General features: G+C 54.0%; 12 protein-coding genes and 2 pseudogenes. 7 read left to right on the top strand and 7 right to left on the bottom strand.

Features of this window, described 5'->3' with window-relative positions; genetic code table 11:
* The first annotated feature begins 3 nt into the window (after window positions 1–3).
* A complete protein-coding gene (gene cutA, locus DO97_RS06610) occupies window positions 4–351 on the top strand; it encodes a divalent-cation tolerance protein CutA (protein WP_036531952.1) in 348 nt (115 codons plus the stop codon).
* Window positions 352–447: 96 nt separating this feature from the next.
* Here cutA and DO97_RS06605 read toward each other — a convergent pair whose 3' ends face one another.
* The 6 genes and pseudogenes from DO97_RS06605 to DO97_RS06580 form a co-directional block, all read right to left on the bottom strand.
* On the bottom strand, window positions 448–585 hold the full coding sequence (locus DO97_RS06605; RefSeq protein ID WP_036531950.1) for a photosystem II reaction center protein K: 138 nt from the start codon (window positions 583–585) through the stop codon (window positions 448–450).
* Window positions 586–646: 61 nt separating this feature from the next.
* Window positions 647–1,766: pseudogene (tgt, locus tag DO97_RS06600) on the bottom strand (tRNA guanosine(34) transglycosylase Tgt).
* A 121-nt stretch (window positions 1,767–1,887) separates the two neighbouring features.
* Window positions 1,888–2,347: pseudogene (locus tag DO97_RS30860) on the bottom strand (hypothetical protein).
* Window positions 2,348–2,648: 301 nt separating this feature from the next.
* On the bottom strand, window positions 2,649–4,229 hold the full coding sequence (locus DO97_RS06590) for a hypothetical protein (RefSeq protein ID WP_036531946.1): 1,581 nt from the start codon (window positions 4,227–4,229) through the stop codon (window positions 2,649–2,651).
* Window positions 4,230–4,318: 89 nt separating this feature from the next.
* Entirely contained in the window at window positions 4,319–5,266 is a 948-nt protein-coding gene (locus tag DO97_RS06585) for an ABC transporter ATP-binding protein (RefSeq protein ID WP_036532098.1), read from the bottom strand.
* A gap of 99 nt (window positions 5,267–5,365) precedes the next feature.
* The gene (locus DO97_RS06580) at window positions 5,366–6,736 is read right to left on the bottom strand and encodes a dihydrolipoyl dehydrogenase family protein (protein ID WP_036531944.1); all 1,371 of its coding nucleotides are present in this window, start codon (window positions 6,734–6,736) and stop codon (window positions 5,366–5,368) included.
* 243 nt (window positions 6,737–6,979) lie between these two features.
* Here DO97_RS06580 and pgl point away from each other — a divergent pair, with 243 nt between their 5' ends.
* The 5 genes from pgl to DO97_RS27470 all read left to right on the top strand — a co-directional run bounded on the left by pgl (window position 6,980) and on the right by DO97_RS27470 (window position 10,082).
* Window positions 6,980–7,705 carry a 6-phosphogluconolactonase gene (gene pgl, locus DO97_RS06575; protein WP_036531942.1) on the top strand — a complete coding sequence of 242 codons (726 nt, stop codon included), beginning with the start codon at window positions 6,980–6,982 and terminating at the stop codon, window positions 7,703–7,705.
* Window positions 7,706–7,801: 96 nt separating this feature from the next.
* On the top strand, window positions 7,802–8,554 hold the full coding sequence (locus DO97_RS06570) for an FHA domain-containing protein (protein WP_036531941.1): 753 nt from the start codon (window positions 7,802–7,804) through the stop codon (window positions 8,552–8,554).
* Between the two features lie 62 nt (window positions 8,555–8,616).
* Window positions 8,617–8,925 carry an FHA domain-containing protein gene (locus tag DO97_RS06565; RefSeq protein WP_239651525.1) on the top strand — a complete coding sequence of 103 codons (309 nt, stop codon included), beginning with the start codon at window positions 8,617–8,619 and terminating at the stop codon, window positions 8,923–8,925.
* A 49-nt stretch (window positions 8,926–8,974) separates the two neighbouring features.
* The gene (locus DO97_RS06560; protein WP_052128468.1) at window positions 8,975–9,925 is read left to right on the top strand and encodes a serine/threonine protein kinase; all 951 of its coding nucleotides are present in this window, start codon (window positions 8,975–8,977) and stop codon (window positions 9,923–9,925) included.
* A gap of 22 nt (window positions 9,926–9,947) precedes the next feature.
* Complete coding sequence (locus DO97_RS27470; protein WP_275574961.1) at window positions 9,948–10,082, top strand: hypothetical protein; 135 nt, start codon at window positions 9,948–9,950, stop codon at window positions 10,080–10,082.
* A gap of 14 nt (window positions 10,083–10,096) precedes the next feature.
* On the opposite strand, the gene DO97_RS06555 is transcribed toward DO97_RS27470, so the two are convergent.
* Window positions 10,097–11,074 (bottom strand): M48 family metallopeptidase, encoded by a 978-nt coding sequence (locus DO97_RS06555; RefSeq protein ID WP_036531938.1) that lies wholly within the window; start codon window positions 11,072–11,074, stop codon window positions 10,097–10,099.
* A gap of 129 nt (window positions 11,075–11,203) precedes the next feature.
* On the opposite strand from DO97_RS06555, the gene DO97_RS30130 reads away from it, so the two are divergent.
* Window positions 11,204–11,401 (top strand): helix-turn-helix domain-containing protein, encoded by a 198-nt coding sequence (locus DO97_RS30130; RefSeq protein WP_420805859.1) that lies wholly within the window; start codon window positions 11,204–11,206, stop codon window positions 11,399–11,401.
* The last annotated feature ends 186 nt before the right edge of the window (window positions 11,402–11,587 follow it).

Raw genomic sequence — 11,587 nt, 5'->3', positions numbered from 1 at the left:
CTTATGAGTCAACAGGGGTCAGACAGCTCCTATGGAGTGGTCTTGGTCACAACCTCATCCCAGGCCGAAGCCGTTGCGATCGCCGAGGCGCTGATTGCTGCAAAGCTAGCTGCCTGTGTGGGCATGTTCCCGATCCAGTCCCTCTACACCTGGGAAGGCACCCTGCACCACGATCAGGAATGGCAGTTAGTGATTAAAACCTGCCTCACCCACTTTCCGGCCCTGGAGGCAAGGATTCGAGCCATGCACTCCTACGAGATTCCAGAAATTATCGCACTGCCAGTAGTGTCAGGGTCTCAGCCTTATTTAGATTGGATCGCCAGCCAAGTGCTGGCCAGTCCCCCCAATTAGCCAGCCAAGCAGCCAGTGACCATAAAAAACGGGCAAGTCAATGACCTTGCCCTCCTCCATTCATTCACATTAAGACTTGCAACAATATTCTCAGACTTATCTAAAACCAACCGCAGCTTGCCAAACGAAGGCTAACAACAGGAAAAACACTGGAATAACAGGCAGTACATCTACCAAAGGATCAAAAATTGCATAGGCTTCGGGCAGTTTTGCCAACAGCAGAGCGGCTTCCATGAATCAACCTACCTCTCTAAAACAGCATTCAGAATTGTCGTCAATCGTAACATGGAGTGGGTCATCCCTGGGCAGGCAGCAGCCAATGGGCAAACTCCGTGGCAAAGGTACCCTTGAAGATCGCCTGCCGAATTTCCTGGGTGAACCGAATCAGTTCTGTGAGGTTATGAATCGATAGCAGTGTGAACACTAAAAGTTCCTTGGTGCGCCACAGATGCCCAAGGTAGGCACGACTAAAGGTCTGACAGGTGTAGCAACTACAGGTGGCATCCAGGGGAGCAAAATCCTCACGGAACTGAGCATTTTTGATGTTCCAGCGCTCTCCCTGCACTAAAACACTCCCGTGCCGCGCCAGTCGGGTGGGAATCACACAGTCAAACAGATCAATCCCGGCGGCGATCGCCTGGGCCATTTCTCGGTAGGTACCGATCCCCATGAGATACCGGGGTTTTCTGGCGGGAAGCAAGGGAGCTGTGGCCTGCACAATTTGGGCAATCAACTCCGAAGGTTCACCGACACTGACACCGCCAATCGCATAGCCCGGTAGATCCAATGCGGCTAATCTCTGGGCGGCCTCTTGGCGTAGGTCCAGGTGCACCCCACCCTGAACAATTCCAAATAAGGCTTGCTCTGCCGGACGGGCATGGGTGGTGATACAGCGCTCTAACCAGCGGTAGGTGCGGGCGGTGGCAGCGGCTACCGCCTCTCGCGGGGCTGGATAGGGCGGACACTCGTCAAAAGCCATAATCACATCCGCCCCCAGGGTATTTTGAATCTGAATGGAGCGTTCCGGGGTCAATTCAATCATGCGGCCATCCCGAGGGGAGCGAAAGGTCACCCCCGATTCGGCAATCTGGCGGAGGCTGCTGAGGCTAAAAACTTGGAAGCCCCCTGAATCCGTCAGCATTGGCCCTTCCCAGGCCATGAATCGATGGAGACCGCCGGCCTTGGCAATCAGCTCTTCCCCTGGTTGCAGGTGCAAATGGTAGGTGTTAGCCAGCACCATCTGGGCTGCGGTCGCTTTCAGTTGTGCTGGGGTCACTGCTTTAACGGTGGCTAAGGTGCCCACGGGCATGAACCGGGGAGTTTCGACGGGGCCATGAGGGGTGAAAAAAACTACCAGCCCGAGCCTGGGTCACGGGACAGCAGGCTTGACACTGAAACGAGAAAAATTTACTCAAGACTTAACCAGCAGCCAACAGATCCAGGGATGGCCGCAGGCTGCTCTAGCCCCAGAGGAAGGGTTACGCCAATGACCATCACCTCAGTAAGATTGCTACATCATGGTAGCGTTTGAGTTCACTAGAAAGAGAAATTCTCTTCATCGTCAATCTGCACATCCCAGTTGGCAGCAAGTACTTCGGTGACCACGGCTTCTAACGCTGCTGCATTCAGATGGCGCGACGCTTGTTCTTGGAGGGGGTTCGAGAGCGGGATCAATCTTAGCTGGCGGTTTTCTTGGACTAAATCAAACCACGATTCCTGTGTGGGAGAGTTTTTGTAGCTCCAGGTAATCGAAACTGTGGACGTTGAGGTAAAGCGTACTGTTGGCAATTAAGGTCGCTCGATGGGGATCCGCAAACACAGCCTGCACGTACCCTTCCCCCTCACTGAGAATTTCATGGTCTTGAAGGTGGAGATACCGGACACGGTTAAGATCCGTCAGTAAGCGCTGCATGTCTTGCTTATTCAACACAATGCCCCTGTCGATAATGCAGGGGGCTGGGAGACTGCGATCGGCAGGGCTGGAATCGTGGGTCATGGAGGATGCGGGGGAATAAACCCTAGAGAATCAGGTGAGGACAGTGACCGATAGTCAAATGAATCACCTGCCCAACCTTGGAGAGTGACTGGATGGATAGGGCCGATGACGAGAGGACGGTTGGGCTGGTTAATCGTATCCTAAGAAACAATCCTAGCCCAGGCTTCTGGAGTTACCGAGGGAAACATAAATAGCCTTACAATTTCTTTAAAATGCCGTCAGAGAAAAATCAGTTACTGAAACGAGTTCCACAGTATTTTCCCGGATGTAACCTGCTGTAAGCAATGCCTGGGCATCGGCATCAAGGGTAGCTAGGAAGTCGGGCTGCTAAGGGAGACGCTCCCAACTGGTGGAGTTGTCGGGTTGTTTGCCCTAGCAGCCAGATCAGCAGAACCATCTGACCTAGCCATTCCAGAACAATCGTGGATCGAGCCACATGCTGCCATGCCGGAAAGGGGAAGGCGGTGAGGAGCCAGAGAGTCCCAGCATTCGTGGGATATAGAGACAACATTCCCAGGAGGATTGGGGGCAGAATCACCAGCCCACCTAGGGTGGCCGCTGCCCAAACTAGGCGTTTGGATGTTTTAAGCAGCAGTAAGCCTTGACTGAGCACGGCCAGGATCAAGATCAGGTTACTGGTCAAGAGCAGACCCCCCATGAGCATCCGGCGAGGGGTGGGATCTTCGAGTCCGAACATCAACCAGGGTGCCCAAATCACTATTGCCAGGAGCAAATTGAGGGCGATCGCCAGGGGTGCCGGACTGGTTTCACCCCAAACTAAATCCTGAAGCAGACGATAAGGTCGTTGTCGGGGGAGTACGTGGGCTTGCTCATGGCGATAGCGAGCCCAATCGCTCAGCGGTTGTCGATGGGGAGACAGGGCCAGAATCAGCAGCAGAAACAGCCCCAGATGGGCAAAAAACAGGAGCGATAAGGTTTCTGAAAACCCAGAGTTGTCAGGACTCATGCCTGGGGAGCGGATCACGAACCCCAACAGAAAAAATTCCCAGCAGGCGGTGAGTTGGTAGCTCTGAACCTTACTCAACAAGGGGGCAGATGGGTTGCTATACCGACGATCCAATGCTTGCCAGATCCAGTAATTGCCTACTAAAGCTGCCACCAGCATCAACCCCAGGGCGATCGCTCGGTGGGAACCCAGGGGTAAATAGAACCATTGCCAACTGTCTAGGCTCCGCCCCAGTTCGCCGAACACCATCGCCCCTAATAAAATCAGCAATACGGCAATGGCCCCTGACCAGACTGGGAGATCTGCCGCCAGGGTGGCCAGCAACCCAGCACTGAACACCAACCCACTGCAGGCTGCCACTGCTGCATAAAAGCCGATCGTCAGCGCCAGGGGCACTCCTGCACGTTGCGCTGCGATTAGATGCAGGGGCAGGGATAAGATCACAGCCAAGTAGAGCAGGCTGGGCACTCCCCATAATTTGCCCTGAAAAATCCGTTGACTGGATTGGGGGCTGAGGCGGAGAAAATTGAAAGTGCCGCGCTGCTGCTCCTGGGCTAAATCTGCGATCGTCAGACACACCCCACCCACCAGTAATACCAAGGGTAATATCCAGCTGAGGACGTTGCAGATCTCAGACCACCAGCCTTGCCAGTTAATCAACAACTGCCCACTGGCATCCAACAGACAGCGGAAAGCCTCGTACTCTTCGGCACCGGTACAGAAGGGATTGGACAGCGTCGGTTCCCAGGATGCTGCCTGGGGCAAGTGGCTATAAAACAGACCAAGTATCAGGGTCTGAATCAGAAGAGAGAAGGCGATCGCCAGAAACAAGTTGCGGGGAGTCCAGCGCCCCTTCAATTCCCGCAACAGTTGGGGATTCCAATTCCCCAGATGATCGAGCCAGTTGGGCAGCATGGGCAAACTCCGGTAAAAATGGCAGAGATTAAGTCTGAAGGAACTGCGATGCTCGGAGAGCGGTCTTTGACTATCGCGTCGCACTCGTGTCAAGAAACCTGTTGATGATCCAAATTGAGAAAAATGCCTTCTAAATCTGGGGGGGCGGGATGAAATTCTGTCAGGGGAATCCGGGCGGCTACCAATGATCGCAGGAGTTGGGCGCAATCTTCCTGATTCCCCGAAAAATGAATCCGGAGGCGCTGACCCGAGAGAACCTCCCAGGTCTGAACACCAGGATACTGACGTAATTCTGCCAGTAAAGCCCCTGGATCGCCCAGGGTTGTGAGAAAAATTTGCTGGTGACATGGGCGACGGTAAAGCTCAGAGAGGGGGGCACTCTCTACCAAGTACCCCAACTCCATAATGCCAATGGTGGTACAGAGTTCTGCCAAATCACTCAAGATGTGGGATGCGATCAAAATCGTCATCCCAGCTGCTTGGAGCACCCGCATAAGGTCACGAAACTGGACACGGGCAATGGGGTCTAAACCAGAAACGGGTTCGTCCAAGAGCAACACAATCGGTTCATGAATAATGGTGCGGGCAAGGCTCAAGCGTTGCTGCATTCCCCGCGAGAGGCTGGGAATGGCACTGGTGCGTTTGGCCGTGAGATTGGTCAATTCCAACACCGTTTGGATGCGTTGGCGGCGACGGAAGGTGGACAGTTGATAGAGACGGGCGAAATAATCTAAGTAGTCCCAAACGGTTAAATCTTCGTAGAGGGGAAAATTATCCGGCAGGTAACCAAGCTGCTGTTTAATCGCTAGATTCCGCTGCCCAGGAATTACCTGCTGTCCATTGATATAAATTTCACCCCTGGTGGGTGCTTCCGCCTGCGCCAACATGCGAATTAGCGTCGTCTTACCGGCACCATTAGGGCCAATCAGACCATAAATCTCTCCCGGAGCCACGTTGAGATCGACCTCATGCACCGCTAGATGGCGATCAAATTGCTTCGTTAACCCATGGGTACAAATTGCTGAGTCTTGGGGCATCACAGGCAGCACAACGGGGGCAGAATTTTGGTTTGAGGAGCAGCCACTTCGCCTGTCTCTACAATTCAGAAGCGGGGGATTACAGAAACTTGCTTTAACTCACCAGGTACGACGCAGGGCAAAGAACCCTGCCAAACCATCTTGCAGCCAGGGTTGTTGCTGCAACTGCTGCTGTTGCCACTCCCGCGCGGTCTGGGACAGGAGCGCTGCCAGAGTTTCTGGAGGAGCCATCAGGTGGGCAATCGCCCCTACCTTCAGCCGTTGCTGGATCGCCATCGCCACGGTTGTAATCAATTCAGCAGCCGTGGCTCCGACTAAATACACCCCCAGAATTTCTCCCCGAGGATGGGCAATCAGCTTACAGAAGCCTGTGTTGCTGCCAGATTGCTGTGTAATCCGTACCTCTGACCCCCACCGCGATCGCGCCTGGGCTTCGCTCAGCCCCACCCGAGCCAGGGGAGGATGGGTGCGGATTGTCCAGGGAATTCCTTGGTAATCAGCGGTGAATAGCGGCCAGAACAAGGCATTCCGTAGGGCAATGCTGGCTTCATAATGGGCGACGGGCTCAGACTGATAACCGCCCATCCCATCTCCACAGGCGTAAATGCGGGGATGGGTGGTCTGTAATTTAGCATTCAGGCGCAATCCGTGCTGTTGCCAACGCACCCCCACCGCTTCCAAACCCAGGGACTCGATATTGGGTTGTCGCTCCATGGCTAGGAGCAGTGCATCCACTGTGAGGGAAGAAGCCGTGCCCAAGGTGGTATCCGGCGGAGCCTGGGAATTCAAGCTGACTTTGATCTCCCCTGCTACCGCTTGCACCTGTTGGATGCGAGTCTGGGCAAGGATCTGCACCCCCTCAGCTTCTAACTGTGCCTGCACCCATCCCACGGCTGTGAGGTCTTCTGACGGTAAAATCCGCACCCCTCCGACAACGAGGTAAACCTCACAGCCATACTGCACCAGGGTTTGTGCTAGTTCGATGCCCGTAGGGTCACTTCCCAGAATGGCCCACCGCCGTGGCAGGGTTTGGTGGTCATGGTGATAGGCGAGCTTAGCCGTAGACAATTGGTCGGCAGTCCAGTAGGGAACCTGGGAGAGTCCTGAAATTTCGGACTGCATCGGTCGGGAACCCGTGGCAATCAGGTAGGTACGAGCAGTTAGCACGCGATTCTCTACCCCAAAGGTCAAGGGGGAGCGGCTGGCGCTCCGGCCACGACGGCAGAATTGCCCTGCCCCCGCCACGACATCGACCCCCGCTATTTCCAAGGACGAGCGGATATCCTGTTGGGCAACCCGCTGGGACAGAATCCATGGCCAGAGAACTTCCATCCCCATGGGAGGATCTGCCGTTGCATTGGATACTTGTTCCACGAGGGCAACCCGGGCTTGCAGGTGGGCGGCGGTCTCAGCAGCATAGCGTCCAGCTGACGTGTTGCCGATGACAACCAAATCGTAGTCAACGCTCATAGATTCGGTGTTTAACGTCCCGTAGAACAGGTTACATTACTGAACGAAGGACTGAAATCATCCTCCGCAAAAGTGCTAGATCCCAGAGACAATCGGGGAATCCTGGATTGAGTTCTGTAGAAAGTTCTGTAGAAAAAACTTGAGTTCCCTCCAGTGGGAGTTCTATGCTGACAATTACCGATGACCTTACCTTGGTGATGGCTGCGTAATCTCGCTGATCTATCTGCCCTTGATCGGAATGTTATGAATCGAATTGTTGAAGTTGTGCCCGATGGGACGGCTCTCTGGGTGAGAGCCTTGGACATCGTGCTCACGCAGTTCCACGCTGCGATCGCTGAGCGCGGACGTTTTACCCTGGCCCTCTCGGGGGGCAGTACCCCGAAAGCCCTTTATCGAGCGATCGCGACCCAGGACTTACCCTGGGAGAAGCTCTATCTCTTTTGGGGGGATGAGCGCTATGTTCCCCCGGATCATCCTGACAGTAATCAGGGCATGACACGGCACGTCTGGCTCGATCAGATAGCAATTCCATCCCGCAACGTTTTTCCCATGCCCACCTTGGCGGTGAACCCTGAGGGGGACGCCAGTGCCTACGAAGCCACCCTCCAAGCCTTCTTTGCTGTGGCACCGGGTGAGCTGCCCACCCTAGATTTAGTGCTGTTGGGAATGGGAGAAGATGGACACACAGCCTCGCTGTTTCCCCATACGCAAGCTTTAGAGGTGCGCGATCGCCTGATTACGGTGGGTTACAAAGATGGGCAACCCCGTCTTACCTTCACCGTTCCCCTGATCAACCAAGCCCGCTGTGTGCTGTTTATGGCTGCTGGGGCTGGGAAGCAACAGGCACTCAGGCATGTCTTTGCCCCCATTGACAGTGAAACAGATTATCCCTCACGCCTGATTCAGCCGAGGGGTGAACTCAGATGGCTGCTGGATCAAGCAGCTGCCCAAGGACTAGAAGGAGCCTAGCAACCGATTGCTTGACTCAAATTTGATCAAACCATCAAGATCTTTGGGTGATAAATCATTCTCATCTATGATTATTGCCAAATCAGGGAAACGCTCATGATTGTCTGCCCCAATTGCAATCACCCAAATCCGCCCGGAGCCGTGCAGTGTGAAGCCTGTTACACACCGCTGCCTGTGACAGCGCTCTGCCCTAACTGTGGAGCTATTGTTCAAATTGATGCCAATTTCTGTGGTCAGTGCGGCTTTAATCTCCTAGCACAAACACCAATGTCAACCCCGAACAGTGCGGGAGTACAAGTGCCTCCCACCCTGGCTTCTTTCCCAGGGGTCTTTCCCGATCTACAGGCCGCTGAGTCCGTGGTTCCTGAGCCGTTGGTGCTTCCCGATCCCCTCGTCCTGGCGCTTCCCGATCTGGAATCCCCAGAGGAGGAATTATCAGCAGTTGCTGCGATTCCTCCACCAGCAACCCCGGAGCAGGAGCCATTGCCCCTAAATCCGGAACTGAAAACCCAGCTCCAGCTTCAATCTGCACGACTTTTACATGTACAAACCAATACCACCCTAGATATTCCCCCGCACCTCACGGTTATTCACATTGGTAAACCCAATGACCGAGTCCCGCCGGATATTGACGTTGCTGGCTTTGCCCACTCGGATGTTGTTTCGCGGATACATGCGGATATTCGCTATGAGGGTGATACATACTATATAGAAGATGTCGGGAGTGCGAACGGTACCTACATTAACAACATTCCTCTCCCCTCTGGTAATCGCCACCGCCTTCGTCCCGGGGATCGCATTAGCTTGGGAAAAGGTGACCTTGTTACCTTTTTGTTTCAGGTTTCTTAGTTTACGATTGCCAACTCTACTTGCACTTATATGGCGCGGTTCCAGTGATTACATTAACCCTGTTGCATCCGCTCAAAAACACCCCTGTTCAGAGCTGGACCTTTGAGCATGAGTCCGTTATTCGTATTGGGCGCTCGACAGATAATCATGTCGTTCTCTACAGTGCCGTTGTCTCTCGCCACCACGTCCAACTGCAACGCACCGATTCGCTCTGGGAAGTTGTGAACTTAGGAGCCAATGGTACCTACCTGGATGGAGAACGGATTAATCGCATCCCCGCCGTTGAGGGAGCTATCTTCCGGTTAGCACGCTCCGGACCCAGCATCCAGGTGTCCCTCGGCTTGGGTGCAGAGCTGAAGGGGGGCTCATGAATCTGGGGCAAATTCTGCCACCCTGGCACCAGAACCCAGCCCCGGAGGTATGACACCGGAACCACACAGCGTTGTTCCCGATCCCAAATCTCAGGTGGCGTCGGCTGTCGGGGTCTCAGCACCAGAGAGTCAGCAGGTGAATCGGGTAGGTGCCATTGCTGCTGACCCGCTGCCCTTTGGAACGGGGGATACGCCTCCAGAGACGGGTGTTGCTGCCCCCCTGCCTTCAAATAACACCAGTAAAACTGGGACAGCTCTGGCAGAGGCACTGCCACCCCGTCGGGTATTGCCAACGGCCACCCCCTTGCCCTGTAGTCATCCCCGCCCGAGCGAAGTGTTCTGCTTTTGCTTAGACTGTGGTCAACCCATGCAAGTCCAGCAGGTCATGGGTCGTTACCAGGTGATCAAAACCCTGTTTCAGGGCAATACGAGTATTACCTACCTGGCGTGGCGTGATGGCCGTAGTTTGGTGATTAAAACCCTGAACAGTGATTGGGTTTCCCATGCTGAGGCGCGGACATTTCTGGAACAGGAGGCCAAAATCCTCCACCAACTGCGTCATCCGGGACTGCCCCGTCTGATCGATTTTTTCTGGCTAGAGGGTCGACCCTATTTAGTGCGAGAGATGGTCTATGGGCAGGATTTGAGCCAGTATATTAGCCATCAAGGAGTACTGTCCCAGTCCCAGGCGATCGCCTGGATGTTGCAAGTCTGTGAGGTGCTGCACTACCTTCATCAGAAAGTACCGTCGGTACTGCATCAAGACATCAAACCCAGTAACCTGATCCGTCGTTCCACACCGCACGGCAACTGGGAAATTAGTCTGGTGGGGCTGAAAGCAGCCAGCACCCTGACGGAGAGCGGTACACAGATCGGATTACCTGCCTACACTGCCCCCGAGCAACAGGAAGGGCATCCAATTCCAGCCTCCGATCTTTACTCCCTGGGACCAACGCTTGTCTACCTATTGACGGGGCAGGAGCCTCGGGTTTTTTTATAAGTTCTCTGAGCAAGACTTTCGTTTGACGGTGGAAGATGTGCCGGGGATTTCCTCAGAAATGGCAACTCTGATTCGGACGCTGACCCATCCCCAAGCGGATCAGCGCTACACATCCGCTCGCGAAGTTGCAAAGGCATTGCACCATCTCCCTGTTTGAGGGGGAATTGAGGGTCAGGGCGATTTGGGAGATTTGATGCGGTCAATTTCGGATTGGAGGTCTTGGATTTGACGCCGCAGGATTTCGGCTTCATGGGTCGTCGCTGCTGTTTCGGTGGCCGTTGTCTCTACAGCCCCTGTGTCGCTCACCCGCTGATAATGCCCCTGACGAATCTGGGCGTAGGCTGATGAAGCAGCCCACGCTTGCAAATATTGAATCCGTTCCACGGGGAAGGGGTGGCTCAACATATCATTATGCAGATCGCTGTAAAGCAGAAACTTGTAAACCTGGTTCAGTCCATTCTGATCCAGGGCTTGATAGCGTTCTGACTGCTGGATGAAGGCTTCTAAGCTACATTCATGAGCATATTGGAGGCTGCCCCCCGCTACTTGCATCAGCGATCGCAGCACCGTCTCTAGATCATCAGTTACCAGTAAAGCCGCTCGATCCGACGATAGTTCTGCTTTGCGTCGCCATTCGTAAAAGGCCAGAATCAGGCCACTTGTCACCAGGTTACCCAGCCCCAGCGTGATCTCACTCACAAAGGAAGCAGCTCCCATGATCCAGGTTGCCATTTGAATCAGAGTGGTATGACCACATTTGATATGCCCCAGCTCATGGGCAAGGACAGCTCGGAGCTCTGGGGCGGCTAATAAATCCAGCAGTCCGGAGTTGAGGACGATACAGGGCTGTTCTTGGCCGATGGCATAACTGTTGGCTTGTTGATTCTGGACAACAAACAGGCTCGGTTCTGGTGTTAGGTCAAGGTCGCGCACACACTCCCGGAATAATTGATAGAGGCTGGAATATTGACGAGGCCCCACCTGCACACTGTTGCCCATGAGATAGACCAACTGGGGGCGCTCATAGACAAACTCCACAAACTTACGGGCTACCAAGTCAAATCCAGGCACACTGCGAAGGGCTGCTTCCGCCTGCTGATCCAGGGGATGGCGGAAGGCGTCACTAGAAATTCCGGGATAGGTTGGCATCGGCGTAAACCAGGGGGGCTGGAATAATTCTAGCCAGATGCAGCAGCTGTTTGAAATGTATATAGCGTTTTTCAGCCTAGTAGGGCTGGCGAGGTAAGATATAGGAATCCACTGTTAATCTAGATAAACGTGCGCCCATATTCTGAAGACTTGCGGAGAAAAATAGTTGAGAGATACATAGACGGGAAGACCTCTCAACGCAAGCTAGCCGAACAGTTTCATGTAGCATACAGCTTTGTACGCAAACTAACGAAGCAATATCGAGAGACCGGGACTATCCGTCCGAAGCAGCGAACAGAACAAACCCCCGAGCAAACTCAGTGCTGAGCATCTGGCTGTGTTGAGTGGCTTAGTTGAGACAAATAATGATGCCACCTTGAGCGAACTGTGTGATCTGTTAGACGAAGCAGTTGGGGTTCGAGTCAGCATAACGACAATGTTTCGGATGCTTCAGAAGCTGAACTTGACCCTTAAAAAAACACTGCATCCCCCTGAGAAAGAAACTGAGCGAGT

This window comes from Neosynechococcus sphagnicola sy1 (assembly GCF_000775285.1).
Classification (GTDB): domain Bacteria; phylum Cyanobacteriota; class Cyanobacteriia; order Neosynechococcales; family Neosynechococcaceae; genus Neosynechococcus; species Neosynechococcus sphagnicola.
Note: the sequence above shows the minus strand (reverse complement) of the source record. Positions and strands in the feature narration are given on the sequence as shown.

Coding starts and splice junctions, on each gene's coding strand:
- cutA (WP_036531952.1), top strand. CDS start 4: ATGAGTCAACAGGGGTCAGACAGCTCCTATGGAGTGGTCTTGGTCACA.
- DO97_RS06605 (WP_036531950.1), bottom strand. CDS start 585: ATGGAAGCCGCTCTGCTGTTGGCAAAACTGCCCGAAGCCTATGCAATT.
- DO97_RS06590 (WP_036531946.1), bottom strand. CDS start 4,229: ATGCTGCCCAACTGGCTCGATCATCTGGGGAATTGGAATCCCCAACTG.
- DO97_RS06585 (WP_036532098.1), bottom strand. CDS start 5,266: ATGCCCCAAGACTCAGCAATTTGTACCCATGGGTTAACGAAGCAATTT.
- DO97_RS06580 (WP_036531944.1), bottom strand. CDS start 6,736: ATGAGCGTTGACTACGATTTGGTTGTCATCGGCAACACGTCAGCTGGA.
- pgl (WP_036531942.1), top strand. CDS start 6,980: ATGAATCGAATTGTTGAAGTTGTGCCCGATGGGACGGCTCTCTGGGTG.
- DO97_RS06570 (WP_036531941.1), top strand. CDS start 7,802: ATGATTGTCTGCCCCAATTGCAATCACCCAAATCCGCCCGGAGCCGTG.
- DO97_RS06560 (WP_052128468.1), top strand. CDS start 8,975: ATGACACCGGAACCACACAGCGTTGTTCCCGATCCCAAATCTCAGGTG.
- DO97_RS06555 (WP_036531938.1), bottom strand. CDS start 11,074: ATGCCAACCTATCCCGGAATTTCTAGTGACGCCTTCCGCCATCCCCTG.